This is a genomic window from Devosia enhydra (assembly GCF_900119845.1).
In the GTDB taxonomy this organism is placed as follows: Bacteria; Pseudomonadota; Alphaproteobacteria; order Rhizobiales; family Devosiaceae; genus FPKU01.
Map to the genome: position 1 here is coordinate 1,133,283 of NZ_FPKU01000001.1, position 19,196 is coordinate 1,152,478.

18 protein-coding genes are annotated in these 19,196 nt (G+C 65.6%); 5 read left to right on the top strand and 13 right to left on the bottom strand.

Annotated features, from left to right (window positions below; all coding sequences use genetic code 11):
• Nucleotides 1-10: 10 nt before the first annotated feature.
• From BT183_RS05565 to BT183_RS05625, 13 genes are all read right to left on the bottom strand, one after another.
• Nucleotides 11-982, bottom strand: a complete 972-nt coding sequence (locus tag BT183_RS05565) for an ABC transporter permease (protein WP_072339752.1) — start codon at nucleotides 980-982, stop codon at nucleotides 11-13.
• 80 nt (nucleotides 983-1,062) lie between these two features.
• The gene (locus tag BT183_RS05570; protein ID WP_072339754.1) at nucleotides 1,063-2,613 is read right to left on the bottom strand and encodes an ABC transporter substrate-binding protein; all 1,551 of its coding nucleotides are present in this window, start codon (nucleotides 2,611-2,613) and stop codon (nucleotides 1,063-1,065) included.
• A gap of 80 nt (nucleotides 2,614-2,693) precedes the next feature.
• Nucleotides 2,694-4,259 carry an ABC transporter substrate-binding protein gene (locus BT183_RS05575; protein WP_072339756.1) on the bottom strand — a complete coding sequence of 522 codons (1,566 nt, stop codon included), beginning with the start codon at nucleotides 4,257-4,259 and terminating at the stop codon, nucleotides 2,694-2,696.
• A 295-nt stretch (nucleotides 4,260-4,554) separates the two neighbouring features.
• Nucleotides 4,555-5,610 (bottom strand): Gfo/Idh/MocA family protein, encoded by a 1,056-nt coding sequence (locus BT183_RS05580; RefSeq protein ID WP_072339758.1) that lies wholly within the window; start codon nucleotides 5,608-5,610, stop codon nucleotides 4,555-4,557.
• Nucleotides 5,607-6,515, bottom strand: a complete 909-nt coding sequence (locus BT183_RS05585; RefSeq protein WP_072339760.1) for an NAD-dependent epimerase/dehydratase family protein — start codon at nucleotides 6,513-6,515, stop codon at nucleotides 5,607-5,609. Before BT183_RS05585 ends, BT183_RS05580 begins: the two co-directional genes overlap by 4 nt.
• Complete coding sequence (locus tag BT183_RS05590; RefSeq protein ID WP_072339762.1) at nucleotides 6,512-7,189, bottom strand: GntR family transcriptional regulator; 678 nt, start codon at nucleotides 7,187-7,189, stop codon at nucleotides 6,512-6,514. Before BT183_RS05590 ends, BT183_RS05585 begins: the two co-directional genes overlap by 4 nt.
• A 2-nt stretch (nucleotides 7,190-7,191) precedes the next feature.
• The gene (locus BT183_RS05595; RefSeq protein ID WP_072339764.1) at nucleotides 7,192-8,091 is read right to left on the bottom strand and encodes a dihydrodipicolinate synthase family protein; all 900 of its coding nucleotides are present in this window, start codon (nucleotides 8,089-8,091) and stop codon (nucleotides 7,192-7,194) included.
• Between the two features lie 2 nt (nucleotides 8,092-8,093).
• A complete protein-coding gene (locus tag BT183_RS05600) occupies nucleotides 8,094-8,573 on the bottom strand; it encodes an ureidoglycolate lyase (protein ID WP_072341592.1) in 480 nt (159 codons plus the stop codon).
• The gene (locus BT183_RS05605) at nucleotides 8,570-9,484 is read right to left on the bottom strand and encodes a polysaccharide deacetylase family protein (protein WP_072339766.1); all 915 of its coding nucleotides are present in this window, start codon (nucleotides 9,482-9,484) and stop codon (nucleotides 8,570-8,572) included. The genes BT183_RS05600 and BT183_RS05605 overlap by 4 nt, the downstream gene beginning before the upstream one ends.
• A gap of 29 nt (nucleotides 9,485-9,513) precedes the next feature.
• The gene (locus tag BT183_RS05610; RefSeq protein WP_072339767.1) at nucleotides 9,514-10,506 is read right to left on the bottom strand and encodes a succinylglutamate desuccinylase/aspartoacylase family protein; all 993 of its coding nucleotides are present in this window, start codon (nucleotides 10,504-10,506) and stop codon (nucleotides 9,514-9,516) included.
• A 2-nt stretch (nucleotides 10,507-10,508) separates the two neighbouring features.
• On the bottom strand, nucleotides 10,509-10,994 hold the full coding sequence (locus tag BT183_RS05615) for a VOC family protein (RefSeq protein ID WP_072339769.1): 486 nt from the start codon (nucleotides 10,992-10,994) through the stop codon (nucleotides 10,509-10,511).
• Nucleotides 10,995-11,005: 11 nt separating this feature from the next.
• The gene (locus tag BT183_RS05620; protein WP_072339771.1) at nucleotides 11,006-12,208 is read right to left on the bottom strand and encodes a pyridoxal phosphate-dependent aminotransferase; all 1,203 of its coding nucleotides are present in this window, start codon (nucleotides 12,206-12,208) and stop codon (nucleotides 11,006-11,008) included.
• An 11-nt stretch (nucleotides 12,209-12,219) separates the two neighbouring features.
• A complete protein-coding gene (locus BT183_RS05625; RefSeq protein ID WP_244545249.1) occupies nucleotides 12,220-13,740 on the bottom strand; it encodes a carboxypeptidase M32 in 1,521 nt (506 codons plus the stop codon).
• Nucleotides 13,741-13,933: 193 nt separating this feature from the next.
• On the opposite strand from BT183_RS05625, the gene BT183_RS05630 reads away from it, so the two are divergent.
• The 5 genes from BT183_RS05630 to BT183_RS05650 are packed head-to-tail and all read left to right on the top strand — an operon-like array spanning nucleotide 13,934 to nucleotide 19,196.
• A complete protein-coding gene (locus BT183_RS05630; protein WP_072339775.1) occupies nucleotides 13,934-14,815 on the top strand; it encodes a DUF4438 domain-containing protein in 882 nt (293 codons plus the stop codon).
• Complete coding sequence (locus BT183_RS05635; protein ID WP_072339777.1) at nucleotides 14,812-15,690, top strand: DUF4438 domain-containing protein; 879 nt, start codon at nucleotides 14,812-14,814, stop codon at nucleotides 15,688-15,690. Before BT183_RS05630 ends, BT183_RS05635 begins: the two co-directional genes overlap by 4 nt.
• 5 nt (nucleotides 15,691-15,695) lie before the next feature.
• A complete protein-coding gene (locus BT183_RS05640; protein WP_072339779.1) occupies nucleotides 15,696-16,778 on the top strand; it encodes an Ldh family oxidoreductase in 1,083 nt (360 codons plus the stop codon).
• The gene (locus tag BT183_RS05645) at nucleotides 16,775-17,950 is read left to right on the top strand and encodes a M24 family metallopeptidase (protein WP_072339781.1); all 1,176 of its coding nucleotides are present in this window, start codon (nucleotides 16,775-16,777) and stop codon (nucleotides 17,948-17,950) included. Before BT183_RS05640 ends, BT183_RS05645 begins: the two co-directional genes overlap by 4 nt.
• Before the next feature lie 10 nt (nucleotides 17,951-17,960).
• The gene (locus BT183_RS05650; RefSeq protein WP_072339783.1) at nucleotides 17,961-19,196 is read left to right on the top strand and encodes an amidohydrolase family protein; all 1,236 of its coding nucleotides are present in this window, start codon (nucleotides 17,961-17,963) and stop codon (nucleotides 19,194-19,196) included.

Genomic DNA, 19,196 nt, shown 5'->3' on the forward strand with positions numbered 1-19,196 from the left:
GTCCGGCCTCCTAGAGTTTCACGCGCGGATCGATCTTGGCATAGATCAGGTCCACGATGAGGTTGAGGGTGATGAAGACGAGGGCGAGGATCACCACGGCGGCCTGCACCACGGGGATGTCGCGCTGGTTGATGGCGTTGAAGATCAGCCGGCCGATGCCGGGCCAGGAGAACACCATCTCCACCACGACCACGCCGCCGAGGAGGAAGCCGAATTCGAGCCCGATCATCGTCACCACGGGCAGCCAGGCATTGCGCAGCGCGTGGCGAATGACCACCGCGGTTTCGCTGATGCCCTTGGCCCGGGCGGTGCGCACATAATCCTGCCCCAGCACTTCGAGCATTGATGAGCGCACGAGGCGGGCATTGCGCGAGATGGAATAGAAGGCCACCGCGAAGCCGGGCATGATCAGGTAATAGAGCGCCTGCGGCAGCTGGCTGAAGGCCCTCACCACATCGCCCTGCACGAGCGGCATGATGAACGGCACATGGCCCGAAATCGGCAGGAACCGCATTTGCAGCCCCAGGAACATGATCATCATGATGCCCAGCCAGAAACTGGGGATGGATTGTCCGGCCATGGCCACGGTCATGATCGAGCCATCCACCGGCGTGCCGCGGTTGAGCGCGGCGGCCACGCCCAGCGGGATGGCGACCACGATGGCCAGCATCATGGCAAACAGCGTCAACTCGATCGTTGCCGGCAGCGCTTCGAGCACGGCTCCGAGCGCCGGCCGCTTGTAGGAGAGCGAATTGCCGAAATCGCCCTGCACCAGCTTGCCGATGAAGGTCAGATACTGCTCGTGCAGCGGCCGGTCGAAGCCGAGCGCCGCGCGGGTCTGGATGATCTCTTCTTCCGTCGCCCGCTCGCTGACGTAGAGATAGGTGGGGTCGCCGCTCATCTGCAGCGCCAGGAAGGTGATGAGCGTCACGCCAATGATGACGACGAGGCTCTGCAGCAGCCGGCGAATGATGAAGGTCATGCGAATTGGCCCTCAAGGCTTGGGTGGGGTGCGCGGCCCCGGCGGGGCCGCGCGACGTTTCAGGTCAGCTGGCGAGCGTCTCAGCTTGCGAGCTTGGCGTTGAAGAGTTCGATCTCTTCGTCGCGGCGCGGCGTCCAGTCGATGCGGTCCGACACACCATAGTGGTCCGGCTGGAAGTAGAGCATCAGCCACGGGCCCTCTTCGTAGAAGAGCTTGAGCATGCGGTTGATGATCGGGCGGGCCTCTTCCGGGGTCGGAGCGGCCAGCGCCAGGGCCCAGTCGGCGAACCAGCGTTCGTCGGTCCAGCTCTGGTAGTTGGTGGCCCCGTCGGGGGTCGAGAACAGGCTCATGTCATAGAGCGGGTTCCACGTCACACCGCCCTGCCCAAGGAAGAACAGCGGGCCCATGGTCTTGGTGCGCAGCAGCGGCGAATAGACCGAGGCCCATTCGAGCAGCTCGACTTCGGTCTGCACGCCCACATCGGTCAGGAACTGGCCGATGGCCTGGACCACGGCGGCGTCGTTGAGGTAACGGCCGCGCGGACCCTGCAGGCGGATGGTGAAGCGCACGCCATTGGCGTCGCGCGGATAGCCGGCCTCGTCGAGCAGCTTTTCGGCCATTTCCGGATCATAGGGAATGGGCTGCAGCTCGGGATTGCCGTTGGGCGGGTTGACGAGGCTGGTCATGCGCTCGCAGGTGGCGCCGAGCAGCTGCTCGCAGATGGCGGGCACGTCCACGGCATACTGCAGGGCGAAGCGGACCTTGGGGTCCTGGATCTCCTTGGCACCCGGGAGATCGGCGACGCCGGCACCCAGATTGTAGCCGATCTGCATGCGGCGGGTGCCGCTCACGCTCTTGACCTCGGCCGTACCGGAGGCATTCACGGCCTCGATCTGGTCGGGGGACACGTTGGTGATGATGTCGACATTGCCCGCGATCAGCTCGGCGGTACGGGTCGAGGCTTCCGGAATGATGCGGAAGATGATGGTGTCGAAGGTGCCCGGATCCTTGACCTTCTCGAGCACGATCTGCGAGCCGCGCTCCCACGAGGCCAGACGGTAAGAGCCCGAACCGATGGGGCTCGCCGACGCCTGGTCGAGCGTCATCTTCTCGTAGCTGTCCTTGCAGTGCACATAGACCTGGGCGAGCATGCCCAGCGCCAGCGAGGTGCGCGCCTTGACGTTGATCTTGACGTTGAGCTCGTCGACCACTTCGGCCGACTGGAAGCCCAGCGTGGTGTAGACGAAGCCCGGCGTGTTGCCGGTGAACCCGTTCGCCTTGTCGGCGGCGCGGTTGAACGTATAGGCCACGTCCTCGGCGGTCAGCGGTTCGCCGTCCTCGCAGGTGAGGCCGGACTTGAGCGTGAAGGTGTAGGCCAGCCCGTCCTCGCTGACGGCGGTCTTGTCGACCAGATAGGGCTGAACCTCGCCCTCATAGGTCACGGTGAACAGCGTCGCGAAGATGTGCTTTGCGATGTTGGCGTTGTCGCGGCTCGAAATCTGCGCCGGGTCGAAGGTCGAGGCGTCGGCGCCAAAGCCCACCACGACGGTGTTGTCGGGGGGCGCGGCGAGCGCCTGGCCGGCCAGCGCCATGAGCGCCACGCCGGAAACGGCAAGGAGACGTTTGATCATAGGAAGCCCTCAGGATTGCATGCGCTGTGCGGCAGTGAAGGCTTCGCGGACCCACCGGGCCCGCGAAGCCGGTGACGGGATCAGCCGCCCGAAACGATGTTGGTTTCGAACAGGTAGACTTTTTCGTCGCGGCGCGGCTGGAAGTCGACGCGCTTGGAGACGCCGTAGAAGTCCGGCTGGAAGTAGAGCATCAGCCACGGCGGATCATTGTAGAAGACTTCGAGCATGCGATCGATGACGACGCGGCGCTCTTCGTCGGTGGTGGCAGCCGAGATCTCGGCCCAGCCGTCGAACCACTCGGGATTGCTCCACTCGGTGTAGTTGGTGCCGGCGGTCGGGGTCGACAGGTCGGTCATGTCGTAGAGCGGGCTCCACGTGCCACCGCCGGTGCCCAGCAGGAACATCGGGCCGGCATCATGGCTGCGGATCAGCGGCACATAGACCGAGGCCCATTCGAGCAGCTCGACCTCGGTGTTGACGCCCACATCGGTCAGGTACTGGCCGATGGCGAGCGCGACGTTGGCATCGTTGAGGTAACGGCCGCGGGGCGCCTGCATCTTGATCGAGAAGCGGGTGCCATCGGCGCCGCGCGGATACCCGGCTTCGTCGAGCAGCTTCTCGGCCATCTCCGGATCATACGGATAGGGTTCGAGATTGGGGTTGTCGTTGGGCGGGTTGACCAGCCCGTCGGCACGCACGCACTCGAAGTTCAGCAGCTGCTTGCAGATGGTGGGCACGTCCACGGCATACTGCAGGGCAACGCGCACCGCCGTATCCTGGATCGCCTTGCCGCCCGGGGTGGCATCGGCGAAGGCGGCCTTCTGGTTGAAGCCGACATAGATGCGGCGAGTGCCCTGCACGGCCTTGACTTCGGCCGAGCCGGAGTTGTTGACCGCGTCGAGCTGGTCGGGCGCCACGTTGGTGATGATGTCGACATTGCCGGCGATCAGCTCGGCCGAGCGGGTCGAGGCTTCCGGAATGACGCGCCAGATGATGCTGGCGGCCTTGGCTTCGTCTTCCTTGACGCGTTCGAGCACGACCTGGCTGCCCGGCTGCCACGAGGCGAGCTTGTAGGGGCCCGATCCGATCGGCTTGGCGGCAGCGTCCTCGAGCGACTTGCCCTCGTAGCTGTCCTTGCAGTGGATGAAGACTTCGGCGATGAGGCCGAACGACACCGGGTTCTTGCGGCCCAGATTGATCTTGACCTCGCGGTCGCTGACCGCTTCGGCAGACTGGAACTGGATCGAGGAATAGACGAAGCCCGGGGTATTGCCCGTGAAGTTGTTCGCCTTGTCGGCGGCGCGGTTGAACGAAAAGGCGGCATCCTCGGCGGTCAGCGCCTCGCCGTCCTCGCACATCAGCCCTTCGCGAAGGGTGTAGGTGTAGGACATGCCGTCCTCGGCCTCGACATAGCTTTCGGCCAGGTCGGGCACGATCTCGCCTTCGGGGGTGATCTCATAGAGCGTCCCGAAGATATGCTTGGCGATGTTGGAATTGTCGCGGCTCGAGATGTTTGCCGGGTCGAAGGTATTGATGTCGGCGCTGATGCCGACAACGATCGTGTCGGCGGCCGGCTGGGCCTGGGCAGCGATGGGCGCGGCAACGACCGCTACGCCCGCGAGGAGCAGGCTTCTCAGTCTGGTCATCGTGGTAACTCCCTGTTGAGGTCAATCTGGCGCGCCGTCCCCCCAAGGGCGGGCCCTTGCGCCAGTTCCAATCGGCCATGCGGAGCATCCCCGCATGACGGGCTTGCATGAAGGCACACTCGACCACGCCCGGAGATGTGCACGAAAAGTGCGGCATCCCCCGGATGGCAGGCCTCCCACTCGAACGGCATGGACGCACGACCCGAAGGGCCCCGCGCCTTTGGCCCCCTCCCAAGCCGCAGCCGGCCGGACGGGCCGGGATGCGTGCTGCATGGAAGGGGGAATTTGCTCATCGTCAGCTTCCCGCCGACGCTGGTGTCTGTGCCGCGCCCACACGGGGCACGGTGTCGAGCTCGGCGCACCGAACCGCCCTCCCCTCCGTGGAGGAAAGGATTGCGGCTTCGATCATCCTGAGCGAGGAGAGGTGGTCGCGGCCCGAGCATTTGAGCTCCGCCTCGCCCTTGAGCGCCGCGACGAACGCTGCGAGCACGGCGACCGCGTCGTGATACCACTGCTCATAGGGCGGCAGGCCCACCGGGGTCAGCTGCGCATCGCCATGGCGGGCAAAGCTGAGCTGGCCGAACTGGTCGCCCTGCATCACCACGCCGCCGGTGCAGTCATGGCGCCAGGTGAAGCCCGGCTCCTGCCAGCCCGATTGCCAGAGCCCCTGATAGTTGACGATCACCCCGTTGTCGAAGGTGATCAGCGCGCTGACATTGGCGTCGTCGGCATACATCGACCAGCTGGGGTTGAAGGTCTTGGCATAGATCTCCACCGGCTCGGCCCGGTAGACGTAGCGCATCAGGTCGAAATGGTGGATCGACTGCTCCCACAGCATGGGCTGGTCCATGGTGAGGGGATATTTGTTGAGCCGCGCCAGCCGCCCGTCGCGCCAGCGCTCATAGGTGAAGCGGCCGAATTCAGGCTGCCCCACATCCTCGGCAAAAAGCCGGAAGGTGCGCTGCGTCACATCGAGGAAGCGGAAATTGAGGCCCACCATCAGCGGCACGCCGGCCTCTTCGGCCATCGCCACATAGCGGGCGGCGAGGGCGACATCGTCAGCCAGCGGCTTTTCGGCGAGGATCGGCAGCTTCGCCCGGCACGCCGCCTCCATCTGCGCCTCGCGTCCGCCCGGCGGGGTCGAGAGCAGCACGGCGTCGGCCTCGATCTGCGCGATGATCGACAGATCAGCGGACGCGACCGCCTCGGGCCACTGCGCCTTGGCCCGCTCACGCGCCGCCTCGGAGGGATCGATCATGCCCACGATGGTGCAGTCGGGATTGTCGCGGATCACCCGCATCCAGAACTGCGCCCGGGCCCCGAGGCCCACCAGAATGATGCGGATGGTCATCGGGCCGCCTCCATCATGCGCGACAGGCCGGTGGCGAGTGGCGTCCAGCCATAGAGCGCGCCGGGCGCGATCCGCGTGCTCGACATCGGCTTGCGCGCGGCAAAGGCCGGGGGATCATGGGCGATGACACCCACGTCGAAGGCGGCGGCTATGCGTCTTGCCAGGTCCATGTCTGCGATCGCCTCCCCCGAGGTGAGGTGGTAGACGCCGCTGATCGCCGGCTCTCGATCGAGCAGTGCCAGCAGAGCATGCGGCAGGTCGGGCCCATAGGTCCAGTCACGATGTGAGGCGGGGCTCTCCACCATCACCGGCGCGCCGCGACGCCCGGCATCGATCCAGCGGCGCATGGGCGACAGGTTGCGCCGCGTCTCGCGCACCGCTTCGGCCTCGCCATAGATCGGCCCGAGCCGGATCGAGATGGCACGCATCGCCGGCCCGGACAGGCCTTCGACAAACATCTCCCCGGCGCGCTTGGCCAGCGCATAGGGAATAGAGGCGGTGGCAGCCATGTCCTCGAGCAGCACATCCTCGCCATCGTCGGCTCCGAACACACCCGAGGAGGAGATGAAGACGAAATCGCTCGCCCCGCAGCGCGTCGCAAAATCCAGCGCCGTGAACGTCAGGTCGCAATTGAGCTTGAGATGGGCCACGGGGCTGAGCCCGAAATCCTCGGGGCTCGTGGTCACAGCCGCCCCATGGATGACGATGTCGAACCGCCCCAGATCCTCGGGCATGCCCTGAGCCAGGTCGCACTCGATGAGCGTCGAGCCCGACAGCCGCGCCCGCGCCGCGCTGTCGAAGCGCGCATCGAGCCCGGTGACCGATAGCCCGGCACGCGCCAGCCCCTCCGCAAGGCATGTGCCCACGAAACCGCCCGCGCCGGTGATCAGCACGTTGCGGCTCATGCGCTGATCCCCAGCTCGTTCGGCGCGATCTGCGAGGCCGATCGCGTATGGTCCGAGATCAGCGAGATGGCGAGGATCATGTCGCCCTTTTCGATGGCGCGGATGATCGGCGGATGGTTGGCCGCCACCTGCCGGATGTCGCGATTGGCGCTGTTGCGCAGCGCCATGATCTGGCGGATGCGCAGATAGAGGTTTTCCCAAAGCCCCAGCAGCAGGCTGTGGTCGGCGAGCCGGATGAGCGTGCGGTGGAAGGCTTCGTCGGCGGCCATCAGGCCGGGGAAATCGCCGCGCTCGGCGGCTGCGAACATGGCGTCGCTATGGGCGTGAAGCTCCGAGACGTCGGTGCCGCGCTCGACGATCCTGCGGATGGCGAAGGCTTCGAACTGCTCGCGCAGGCTGTAGACCTCCTCCACCTCGCGCAGCGTCAGCGGCTTCACCCGCTTGCCCTTGTAGGCGACGCTTTCGATCAGCCCGTCGGCTTCGAGGATCTGGATGGCCTCGCGCACCGGGGCGCGCGACACGTTGAGCTGCTCGGCCAGCGCCATTTCGACGATCGGGGTGCCCGGCTTCATCGTGCCATCGACGATCGCCTGGCGGATGATCTCGGCCACCGAGACGCGCAACGGCACGTTCTCGATGCGGGAGATGTCGATGGCACCATCCTCGCGCGCCATGGTCAGGCTCCAGTGCCGTGGGCCAGCGAGACGGCGCGGGCAATCGCCGCGTCATGATCGCGCGAGAGCCGCACGAAGGGCGGGCGCACCACCGCATAGGCCTCGTCCTTGTGGCGGGCAGCGGTGGCGGCCTTGATCGCGGGGATGAGCGGCAAGCCCTCGAAGATCTTGCGCACTTCGGTCACGCCCGCCGCGATGCCCGCTTCGCGTTCCGTGCCCAGCGCCGCCATCAGCGCCTTGATGTTGCGCGCATTCACATTGGCCGAGGCGCTGATGCACCCGGCGCCGCCGGCGGCAACGTTCTGCGGCACGAGCGCCTCGGAGGCCGAATAGGTCTCGAGCTCGGGGAAGGCCTTGATGATCGAATGGGTATTGTCCCAGTTGCCCGAGCTGTCCTTGAGCCCCACGAAGATACCGGGGTGCTTTTTCATCAGCGCCTCGATCAGTGAGAGGGTGATCGGCACGCCGGTCATCTGGGGAATGTGGTAGAGGTAGATCCTGAGCCGGCTGTCGGCCACCCCGTCGATGATCGCCGAATAGCTGTCCACCAGCCCCTGCTCGGGCACGCCCTTGTAGTAGAAGGGCGGCAGCATCAGCGCGCCGAGGCAGCCCTGCTGCACCGCATGCCGCGTCAGCGCGATGCTATCGGTCAGCGCCGCGCAGCCCGTTCCGGGGATCAGCCGGTCGGCGGCAATGCCGCTCTCGACCAGCGCTTCGAGCATTTCGATCCGCTCGGCCACCGACATCGAATTGGCTTCGCTGGTCGTGCCGAAAGGTGCCAGCCCATCGGCGCCATCGGCGAGCAGCACCTTGCTGTTGGCTATGAACCGCTCGCGGTCGATCGTCAGGTCCGGCCTGAACGGGGTGATGGCGGGCACGAAAAGCTTGGGCGTTCTGGTCATTGTCATGCGTCCTTCCCGGCAAGGGTCAGCGGGGGGATGTCCTGGAATTCGTCGTCGTCGGGCCGGCCGCGCCACATCAGCACGGCAAAGCTGCCATCGCGATCGAGCACGCTGGCCCCGGCATGCCAGACGCCGCGCGCATAGATCACGCCTTGCGTTCCCGGCACCGCAAAGCTCAGCACCTTCTCGAGATCGGGGCTGCCATCGGCGAGCGAGGGGCAGACGGTCACGATGTAGCGCTCCACGTCGAGCGGGATGAAGGCCTGCGCCGCATGCGGATGGCGCTCGAGCTTGGCGACGGTCGCCGGCAGCGCACTGGGCCGGTTGAAATTGGTGTGCAGCACCGGCGCCAGCCCTTCGACCGGCATCTGATCCGAATAGAAGGCGCGCTGACCATAAGCGGCCGGCCGCGTTATGAAACGGCCGAACGGCGCGAAGGCCTCGGCGGAAGGCTGGGGCTGAAGCGCCACGCTGCGGCTCATGCGGCACCTGCCGGCGGCATCGCCGCCCGCCAATGGGCCGCGATATCGGCGCGCTTTGCGACCCACACACCGTCGGTCGCGGTGATGTGGTCGATGAAGGCTTCGAGCGCAGCGAACCGCCCCGGATGCCCGATGACGCGCGGATGCAGCCCCACCGACATCATGCGCGGCGTGGTCTGCCCCTCGCGATGCAGCACGTTGAAGGTGTCGATCAGGAATTCTGCGAAATCGGCGGCCCGCGTGATCCCGCCCGAGGCCAAAAGCTTGGCGTCGTTGGTCACCAGCGAATAGGGCACCACCAGGTGCGACTTGCCCTCGATTTCGGTCCAGTAGGGCACTTCGTCATTATAGGCGTCGCTGTCATAGCGATAGCCCCCATGCTCGACCACGAGCCGGCGCGTGTGCTGGGATCGGCTGTACCGGCAATACCAGCCGGCGGGCGGGCGCCCCACGGCACGCTCGATCGTCTCATAGGCCTTGGCGATGTGCTCGCGTTCGGTCGCCTCGTCGAGCCGGTAATGCTCGATCCAGCGATAGCCATGCGCCACCACGTCCCAGTCTGTCGCCGCGATGGCCGCGGCGACTTTCGGATTGCGTTCGAGCGCCAGCGCCGCCGCGCAGATGGTGGCGGGCAGGCCGCGCTCGGCGAACAGGCGGTGCAACCGCCAATAGCCGACGCGCGAGCCATACTCATACATGCTCTCGGAGGCGAGGTCGCGGTCGCCCTGCGGCACGCGCGGAGCGTTGACCTCGATGAGCGCCGCTTCCGAGCGCCCATCGCCATCGCCGATCGAATATTCCGTGCCTTCCTCGTAGTTGATCACGAAGTTGACCGCGACGCCGGCACCGCCCGGCCAGCGTATGGTCGGCGGCCGGTCTGCATAACCCACCAAGTCGCGAGCAGCACTCATTCGATCCGCAACCCCTTGCGCGAGCCCGTTCAGGCGCGCTTGCCTTCGACCTTGTTGAAGAAGCAGCACCAGTCCCCGGTATTGACGCTGACCAGCGCCCGGAGCCCGAAGATCATGCCATCGGCCGGAGCGACCAGCTTGCCCTGCTCGTCCCCGAAGATGTTGATGATGGTGGCGATGAGATCGCCCTTCTTCATCGGCTTTAGGAAATCGACGCCCGGTGCCGGCACGAACATGCCCGAGGCGGGCGCCAGAAGCGGCTCCTGCTGGCCCTTGGTGGCATCGGTCGGGTAGGTCGCCTGGCCCGGATACATCTTGTAGTGGCGCAGGATGTTGATGATGGAATCTGCCAGGTCGCGCGCGACCTTGGCAAAGCCCGCCGGTGATGTCGCCGAGCGCCCGCCCAGCTCCACCGTGATGCCGGTTTTGCCCATCGCCTTCATCTGCGCCATGGGCGAGCCCTTGGGCATGGTGTTGCTCATGATGCAGCCCCAGCCCTCGCCCATCGCCATGGCGAGTTCCACCGCTGCGGGCGTCTCGTCCACGAAGATAGCCTTGGCGAGATAGGAGTGCGCCCCGCCCGAATGGATCGAGATCTCGAGGTCGGCGACCTTGCTCAGCCATTCCGAATGGGCAAAGGCGACGCGCTCGCTGAGGTAGCCGTCCGGCCGCCCCGGATAGATCCGGTTCATGTCGAACGAGAAGGTATCGAGCGGATTGCCGCGATTGGCGTTCTCGAACGCCATGACGTTGACCACCGGCACCAGCACGAGCGTGCCGGCAAGCTGGCTCGGATCGACCTCGCGCATAGCCAGCACGCAGGCCATCGGGCCTTCCGGCTCGTCGCCGTGGATGGCCCCGTTGACCCAGAACACCGGGCCGCCCTTGGCGCCGTTGATCACGACGACGGGAATTTCCACCTTGGTGCCGCCGGCGAGCGTGGTGACGGGAATGGCCCCGCGCACCACCTGGCCGGGCGCTGCCACGGCCGATCCGACGGTTATCGTCCTCGGTTCAGACATGCTCAGATACCCTTGTAGGCGTTATACTTTTCGAGTTCTTCAGGGGTGTAGACCTGCATGAACTCGATCTCGATGCCGCCGGCATCATTGTCGAGAAAGGCGACATAGCCTTCCGGATGCGGATGGCTGCCATAGACGCCGCAGGCCTTGCAGATGCGCAGATCGGCGCCCTGCGACTTGGCGTGCTCGAGCGCCTTGTCGATGTTCTCGACCTCGTAGCAGATGTGGTGCAGGCCTTCCCCGCCACGCTCCTTGATCCAGGCGTCGAAGCGCCCGCCCTCTTCGAGCGACTGCGAGAGCTGGTATTCGATACCGCCCAGGTTGAAGAGCGCCACGCGGTTCTTGGACTTGGGATAGTCCACGATGGCGGTATCGGCGGGCACATGCAGGAAGCGGGCATAGGCGTCGAGCGCGGCCTTGGCGTCGCGCACGGCGAACGCCATGTGCTTGATGCCCTTGACGTTCGGATTGTCGGATTTCACGGACATGGAAGTCTCCCTCAGGCAGCCGGCGCCTTGCGCTCGGCCCTTATTGTGTTGACGACGGTCTGGATGCGGCTCATGGCCTCGCGAATGCGTGCGACCGGCTGGGTCAGCGACATGCGCACGAAATCATCGGTGTAATCGCCATAGATCGTGCCGGGATAGACAAGCACCCTGCCCTCGGCGAGCAGCTTCTGGCAGAACTCGCTGGCCGGCAGGCCGGTGGCCGCGACATTGGCATAGACATAGAAGGCGCCCTGCGGCTCGGCATAGGGAATGCCGATGGCATCGAGCCCTTCGCACATCGCCTTGCGCCGCTCGTCATAGGTCTGGCGCATCTCCTCGACGCAATCCTGCGAGCCGGTCAGCGCCGCGAGCGCGGCATGCTGGCTCACCGACGCCGTCGAGATCGCGAAGGCGTGGTTGACCTCTGCCATCGCCACGATCAATTCGCGCGGCCCGGCGAAGTAGCCGATGCGCCAGCCGGTCATCGCATAGGCCTTCGAGAAGCCCGAGAGCGTGATTGTGCGCTCGCGCATGCCCGGCAGCGCCGCCACCGGCTGGATGCGCTGGTTGCCATAGGTCAGGCGCGCATAGATCTCGTCGGAAATGACGATCAGGTCGTGCTCGATCGCCAGCTGGGCGATCTTGGCGACCTCGTCGGGCGGGGTCACCGTGCCGGTGGGGTTGTTGGGGTTGATCAGCACCAGCACGCGGGATTTCGGCGTGATATGGGCCTTCACCATTTCGGCGGTGAGCGTGAAGTTGGTCTCCATGCTCATGCGCACCTGCACCACCTTGGCGTCCGAGAGCTCGGCAGCCTGGCTGTACGGGTTGTAGCCCGGGCATGGCACGATGATCTCGTCGCCCGGATTGAGCAGCGACAGCGCGATCACGAACATGGCGTGCTGGCCGCCGGGTGTCACCACGATCTCGTCGGGGGAATAATCGGCCCCGCCATAGGCCTTGATGTTCTCGGCGATCGCCTTGCGCAGCGCCGGCAACCCGAGCGGGTGGCCGTAATGGGTTTCCCCGCGGCCCAGCGCATCCTGGCCGGCCTTGACGATATGGGCTGGCGTATCGAGATCGGGATCACCACGACCAAGGCGGATGACGTCCGTCAGCCCTTCCGCAATGTTGGCCATGCGGGTGATGATGTGCTCTTCCTTGAGCTTGATGCGGTTCGCCAGCCGATTGGCGTGCAGGCCTTGCGCCTCCATCACTTCCTCCCTCACAGGCTGTAGATTTCTTGGTACTTCTTGGTCAGGTAGGCCACATAGGGCTCGGGATCGAGCGTGCGGCCGGTGGTGCGCACCAGCAGCGTGTCGCGGCTGTAGCGACGACCATGCTGGTGGATGTTCTCGACCATGAAATGCCGCAGCGGCTCATAGTCGCCATTGGCGAGGCCCGAGGCGATGCCGGGGTCCTTGCTGGCGGTTTCGAACAGCTGGCCGGCCATCACATTGCCGATCGTATAGTTGCAGAAGGTGCCGATCTGGCCTGATGACCAGTGCACGTCCTGCAGCACGCCCTTGGCGTCGCTGGGCACCTCGAGCCCGAGATACTCCTTGATCTTGGCGTTCCAGGCCTCAGGCAGGTCCTTGACCTTGAGCGAGCCGTCGATCAGCGCCGCCTCGATATCGGTGCGCAGCATGATGTGCAGGTCATAGGTCAGCTCGTCGGCCTCGACGCGGATGAAGCCGGGGCGCACGCGGTTGATGGCGCGCCAGAATTCCTCCACCGACACATCGCCCAGCTGCTCGGGGAAATATTCCTTCGCGACGTCGAAATTGTTGTCCCAGAAGGCGCGGGCCCGGCCGACATGGTTTTCCCACAGGCGCGACTGCGACTCATGGGCGCCAAAGCTCACCCCGCCCACGGCATAGAGCCCCACCATGTCGGTGGCGAAGGGGGTGCGGGTATAGGCGGGGTCGACGCCCTGCTCGTAGAGCCCGTGGCCCGTCTCGTGCAGCGTGCCGAAAAGGCTCGCCGGCAGGTAGTTGCGGTAATAGCGGGTGGTGATGCGCACGTCGTTGCGGGTGAACGACACCTCGAACGGATGAACCGTCGTATCGAGCCGGCCGCGCTCGAAATCATAGCCGACGGCCGCAGAGAGCCGGCGCCCCAGCTCGTACTGGGTCTCGATGGGATAATCGCGCTCGAGGAAATCGAAGCGCGGCGGCTGCTTTTCGCCGATGGCGCGCACGAGCGGAATGATGGCCTCGCGCAGCCGGTTGAACAGCGGCTTCAGCGACGCGACGGTCTCGCCCGGCTCGAACCGGTACATCAGCGCGTCATAGGGGTGCTCGGAATAGCCGATGGCCTCGGCCATCTCGCGGTTGAGCGCGACGGTCTTTTCGAGATGCGGCGCGAAGCTGGCGAAATCGCTCTCGGAGCGCGCCTTCATCCAGATGGCGTGGCCGATGGACCCCAGCTCGGCGCGCTGGCGCGTCAGGTCGGCGGGAATGCGCGAATGATAGTCGATGGCCTCGCGCACCTGGGCGACCATCTGCTTTTCCACAGCATCATCGCTTTTCGAGGCGACTTCAGCCTCCGCCGCATCGAGCGCGGAGCGAGTCGCATCCGAAACCAAGAGGTCGCGGGTCAGCACCGAGAGGGTCGCCAGCTGCTTGCTGCGCGTCTCATGCCCGCCATGGGGCATCATCGTGCGCGCATCCCAGTTGAGGATCGACTGGGCGTTGAGCAGGTCGTTGACCCGTCCAACGGTTTCCATAAGGCGAGCGTAACCCATTGACCCCAATACCCTTTCTGCTTCTCCGCAGCTTTGTGCCGCTTGTTTCATCATCCGCTTGACGGCGCCGGACGACTGTGCGTTGATGTCGTTTATTAGATTGTCGACAATCTGACGTTCTTATCGTCAACAGGGATTTCGGTGGTTGTCAAGCGATGCGGACGAGGGGTCAGAAAATAACGGGAGGTCAGCAATGAGCGGCGCACAGGCCGGGCTCGGACACAACGCCGATCGACTGGTGGGCATGGCCGTATGCGGCTATGTCAGCCAGCCTTCGATCAGGCCGGGCGCATACACACACTATCCGGATGGCAAGGGCGTGATTCTGCCCGGCATGTTCGGGGTGACTTACAACGCACGGGCCGGAGACAGGGCGTTTGGCTGGGCCGGCGACCATGTGGAGCCGGGCGTGTCCATCGCCCATCCCGATGAGAAGAGCGATTTCGCGCTCCATTACCTCACCTGCATCGGCAACGAGGCGACGGTGACCTCGGGCATGGCCAAGGGCGCCAAGGGCATCGTCACCGGCGAGCATGCGCGCCTGCTGGTCGACTTTCCCGATGAGGTTAACGAAAAGCTCAATATCGGCGACCAGATCCAGATCGAGGCCATCGGACGCGGCATCGCGCTCGATGATTTCCCCGGCATCGAGTTCAAGAAGACCAGCCCGAAATTCTTCGAGGCCATGCGCCTCAGCCTTACCGGCAACGGCGTGGTCAAGGTGCCCGTCGCCATGGAATTGCCCATCGAGATCATGGGCTCGGGCGCCGAGCTCAACGCCGAATATGTCGACCAGGATCTGATGAGCGGCGACCGCAAGCTCATGGCAGACCTGGGCGTCGACCAGATGAAGCTGGGCGATCTCATCGCCATCCGCCACGCCGACCATCACTTCGGCCGCTCCTACCGCAAGGGCTCGGTGTCGATCGCGCTTTGCATCCATGGCGATTCGATCATGACCGGCCACGGGCCGGGCATCCTCACCCTCATGACGGCGACGGACGGAACCCTCGATTTCGAGATCGATCCCTCCGCCAACATCGCCAACTATTTCGGAATTGGACGGTCGAAATGAGCATTTCCGTCAACACCAACGACCTCGTCTCCGTCTCGGTGGGCGGCAGCATCGCCCATCCGGGCTTCCCGGGCCTGCCCGCCGAACCCTATCGGCTCGCAGCCGATGGCCGGCCCTTCCTGCTGCCGGCCTGGGGCGGCATCGTCTACAACGTCTCGGTGGGCGACAGCGCCTTCGGCTGGGCGGCGGACTGCATCCATCCCGGCGTCTCGATCCGCGGCGGCGACGATGCCAAGAATCGCGGCCTCAACATCTTCGCCTGCCTGGGCAACACCGCCATGGTGATGACCGGCCGGGCGCAGGGCGCCAAGGGCATCGTCACCGGCAAGTCGGGCCGCTTCTCCGAACAGGTCATCGTCCATTTCCCCAAATCGGTCCGCAAGGACATGTCGGTGGGCGACCAGATCGTCGTGCGCTCCAAGGGCACCGGCATGGTGGTCGAGGGCCATCCCGAGATCGCGCTCAAGGGCCTGTCGCCCGAACTCTTCGAGGCCCTGCCGAAGCGCGTCACAGATGGCCGGCTCGAAATCGGCGTCGTCGCCACCATTCCCGCCCATCTCGTGGGCGCGGGCGCCGGCCTCACCTCCGAGGGTGGCAGCCTTCACATGCAGTCCACCGACCGCGAAGCCATCCGCGAGGCCGGGCTCGACCAGTTGCGGCTGGGCGATCTCGTCGCCTTCGAGAACACCGATAGTCGCTACAACCACGGTTATCTGCGCGGCGCCATGTCGATCGGCGTCGTCGGACAGACCGATGGCCCGCGTGCCGGCTACGGCCCCGGCGTCACCGTCATCATGACGGCGGCCAAGGGCGAGCTCGGCTGCTATTCGGCCCCGGGCACCAACATCAAGACCCTGCTCGGGCTCGAGGACTGAGCGCCGTGGCCATCTCGCTCACCAATGTGACGCGCGAAAGCCTGCGGGCCTTCCTTCTGGAAGGTTTCCGCGGGCTCGGCCTCCCGGCCGGCGATGCGGCGATCTTTGCCGATGCGCTGATCTTTTCGGAGCTGCGCTTCCACCCCGGCCATGGCCAGGGCGTGCGCCGCATCCGCCGCTATCAGGAGCGGATCGGCCATAAGCTCGTCGATCCCGCCGCCGCCTTCGAGATCATCAAGGAGAGCCCTGCCCTCGCCCTTGTCGATGCCCATAACGGCATCGGCACGGTGGCCGCCGCCAAGGCTATGGAGCTGGCGATACGGAAGGCCAAGGTCTGCGGCATCGGCCAGGTCATCGTGCGCAACTCCACCCATTACGGGTCGTCGGCCGTGCATGCCTGCCAGGCCGTCGAGCAGGGCTGCATCGGCATGGCCTACACCAATGCCGGGCCCGAAATGGCCCCCTGGGGCGCCCGCGAAGGCGCGGTCGGCACCAATCCCTGGGGCATCGCCGCCCCCACCGGCCTCGGCTTCCCCGTGGTCATGGATTTCGCGCTCACCACCGCCGGCAAGGGCATGATGCGCTGGCACGCCCGCGAGGGCAAAAAGATGCCGCTCGACTGGGCGCTGACCCCGGATGGCCATGTCACGGACGATCCGGAGGCCGCCATGACCGGCGCGCTGCTCGGCATCGGCGAATACAAGGGCTATGGCCTCGCCTTCATGACCGATGTGCTCACCGGCGTCATCGGCGGCGGCGGCTTCGGGCTCATCCCATATGCCGACGAGCGCAGGCTCGACGTGTCGCACAGCCTTACCGCCATCGATATCGAGTGGTTCATGCCGCTCGAAACCTTCAAGGCGCGCATGAACGACTTTGCAGAGATGGTGAAGTCGCGCAAGCTCCGCCCCGGCTTTTCCGAGGTGCTGCTGCCCGGCGAGCAGGAGGCGCGCCGCGTCGAGACCAAGTCCGCCAAGGGCGTGCCGCTCGACGACGAAGTGCTCGCCGATCTTCAGGCGCTCGGCCGCGAAATGGGATTGTCCGCCGAGATCGAGATCGTCGGCCCCTATGAGGGAGGCCGGCTGTGAGCGCGCTGGCCCGCACCGCTCTGGCTCCCCTTGGCGCGGATTTCCGCGCCGAGATCCGCAACGGACTTCGCCGCAAGGCCGAAGCGCACGGGCTCGATGGCGTGCTGCTGCTCTTGCCCGCCAATCTCACCTATGCCACCGGCTTCCATTTCTCGGTCAATGAGCGGCCCATCGGCCTCTATGTGCCGGTTGATGGCGAGCCGACGCTCTTCGTGCCGCTGCTCGAACTCGAAAACGCCCAGTCCGTGCCGGGCGTCGTCATTTCCACCTATGAGGAATATCCCGGCACCGTGCCGCCCATCCTCTTCATGGTGGCCAGCAGCGGCGCCAACCGCATCGCCATCGACATGCTCGATGCGCGCATGGTCCAGCCGCTCTCGGCGCTGGTTGCCGAACTCGTGCTCGAAGATCTCTGCGCCGAGCTGCGCTATATCAAGACCGAGGCCGAGCTGGCGCTGACCCGCGAGGCGGCGCATTTCGCCGATCTCTGCCTTGAACGTCTGCTCCACAATGGCGGTGCCATCATTTCGGGTGGCGGCAGCGAACTCGATCTTCTCGCCGATTGCGTCGGCCATGCCCGCTCGGCCCTGCTCGAAGCCCATGGCGCGGCCTTCGCCGGCACCAAGCTCGGCATCACCGCCTCGGTCCATTCCGGGCCGAGGGCTGCCCTGCCCCATGGCGCCACCAGCCACCGCAAGCCGCTGCGGGGCGAAACGCTGATTGCCGGCATCGGCTGTTCGCTCGGCGGCTATCATGCCGAGAGCGGGGTCACGCTTGTGGTCGCCGAAATGGATGCCGAGCAGCGCCGCGTCATGCAGGCCATGGAGGCCTGCAACGATGCCGCCGTTTCGGCCTTGCGGCCCGGCGCGCTCTGCCAGGCGGTCAACGAGGCGGCGATGGAGCCATTGCTCAAGGCCGGCCTCGGTCAGGCCATCCGCCATCGCATCGGCCACGGCATGGGCGCCGAGGGGCACGAAGCGCCGTGGCTCGCCCCCGGCGACCGCACGCCAGTTGCCGCCAACATGGTGTTTTCCAACGAGCCCGGCGTCTACCGGCCGGATCGCGACGGCTACCGCACCATCAACACCATGATCGTCCATGCCGACGGGGTCGAGATCCCCAGTCGCTTCCAGGCCGATCATCCCATCGACACCCGCATTCTAGCGCTCTGAGAGGCCGAAAATGCCCGAGCCCCCGTTCTGGCACTACACCAAGATCATCAAGCCGATGTTCCCCGCCAAGGCGGTCGACCAGATCGTTCTGGGCCGGCTGATCACGGCGCGCGGCGACGAGATCATCCCCGAGGGCTTCATGGAAGTCCGCGGCGGCAAGATCGTGCGCGTCGGCGCCCGCGCCGATCTCGGCACCCTGCCCGATGACATCCCGACCCATGATACCGGCGGCAAGACCGTCATGCCCGGCATGGCGAACTCGCACGCCCATCTTTCATGGGATGGCATTCACGAGCTCTCGTTCCAGTCGATGTACGACCCGCCGGAGATGCGGGCCTACAAGGCTGCCGGCAACATGCTGAAATCGCTGCGCGCCGGCATTACGCTGGTGCGCGATCTCGGGGTCCACAACGCCAACCTGTTCACCAAGCAGGCGGTGGCGCAGGGCATCTTCCCCGGTCCGCGACTGCTGGTTTCGGGCGAAAGCATCATCCAGACCGGCGGGCACACCTACTGGGTCTGCCGCGAGGCTTCGGGCGCCGACGAGATGCGCCGCGCGGTGCGCGACCAGGTCAAGGGCGGTGCCGATCTCATCAAGATCATGGCCTGCCACGATACCCTCGAATTCACCGATGCCGAGCTCGAGGCGGTGATCGACGAGGCCCATCGCAATCGCCTGCCAATCACCGCGCACGCCACCTATGATGCCTGCATCCGGCGCGTCGCCGAGTTCGGCGTCGACTGCGTCGAGCATGGCGGCTCGATGAGCGACGAGACCATCCAAGTCCTCCTGGACAAGAAGATTCCCATCGTCACCACCTTCTCGGCGCTGGTCATGCAGGCCAAGCCGGAGATCGCCCGCGCCTTTGGCATTCCCGAGTGGAAGATCGCCGAGCGGCAGAAGGCGGTGGGCGACAAGACGCGCTTCGATGGCCTCGTGCGGGCGTCCAAGGCCGGCGTGCCGATCGTCTTTGGCACCGATGCCGGAAGCCCCGCCGTCGAGCATGATTCCATCGCCCCCGAACTCGACTTCATGGTCGAGGTCGGCGTCTGCCCCGACCGGCTCGATGCGCTGCGCGCCATCACCATCAGGGCGGCCCAACTTTCAAAACTGGACAAGAAGATCGGCTCGCTGGAGGCCGGCAAGGAAGCCGACTTCATCGTGGTCGACGGCAAGCCGGACGAGGACCTCTTTGCGCTCGAACGCGTGCGCGAGACCTGGATCGCCGGCAAGAGGATGCACTGA

Bases quoted from the DNA above. Each gene is read 5' to 3' on its own strand.
- BT183_RS05565 (WP_072339752.1), bottom strand. From the start codon at position 982: ATGACCTTCATCATTCGCCGGCTGCTGCAGAGCCTCGTCGTCATCATT.
- BT183_RS05570 (WP_072339754.1), bottom strand. From the start codon at position 2,613: ATGATCAAACGTCTCCTTGCCGTTTCCGGCGTGGCGCTCATGGCGCTG.
- BT183_RS05575 (WP_072339756.1), bottom strand. From the start codon at position 4,259: ATGACCAGACTGAGAAGCCTGCTCCTCGCGGGCGTAGCGGTCGTTGCC.
- BT183_RS05580 (WP_072339758.1), bottom strand. From the start codon at position 5,610: ATGACCATCCGCATCATTCTGGTGGGCCTCGGGGCCCGGGCGCAGTTC.
- BT183_RS05585 (WP_072339760.1), bottom strand. From the start codon at position 6,515: ATGAGCCGCAACGTGCTGATCACCGGCGCGGGCGGTTTCGTGGGCACA.
- BT183_RS05590 (WP_072339762.1), bottom strand. From the start codon at position 7,189: ATGGCGCGCGAGGATGGTGCCATCGACATCTCCCGCATCGAGAACGTG.
- BT183_RS05595 (WP_072339764.1), bottom strand. From the start codon at position 8,091: ATGACCAGAACGCCCAAGCTTTTCGTGCCCGCCATCACCCCGTTCAGG.
- BT183_RS05600 (WP_072341592.1), bottom strand. From the start codon at position 8,573: ATGAGCCGCAGCGTGGCGCTTCAGCCCCAGCCTTCCGCCGAGGCCTTC.
- BT183_RS05605 (WP_072339766.1), bottom strand. From the start codon at position 9,484: ATGAGTGCTGCTCGCGACTTGGTGGGTTATGCAGACCGGCCGCCGACC.
- BT183_RS05610 (WP_072339767.1), bottom strand. From the start codon at position 10,506: ATGTCTGAACCGAGGACGATAACCGTCGGATCGGCCGTGGCAGCGCCC.
- BT183_RS05615 (WP_072339769.1), bottom strand. From the start codon at position 10,994: ATGTCCGTGAAATCCGACAATCCGAACGTCAAGGGCATCAAGCACATG.
- BT183_RS05620 (WP_072339771.1), bottom strand. From the start codon at position 12,208: ATGGAGGCGCAAGGCCTGCACGCCAATCGGCTGGCGAACCGCATCAAG.
- BT183_RS05625 (WP_244545249.1), bottom strand. From the start codon at position 13,740: ATGGGTTACGCTCGCCTTATGGAAACCGTTGGACGGGTCAACGACCTG.
- BT183_RS05630 (WP_072339775.1), top strand. From the start codon at position 13,934: ATGAGCGGCGCACAGGCCGGGCTCGGACACAACGCCGATCGACTGGTG.
- BT183_RS05635 (WP_072339777.1), top strand. From the start codon at position 14,812: ATGAGCATTTCCGTCAACACCAACGACCTCGTCTCCGTCTCGGTGGGC.
- BT183_RS05650 (WP_072339783.1), top strand. From the start codon at position 17,961: ATGCCCGAGCCCCCGTTCTGGCACTACACCAAGATCATCAAGCCGATG.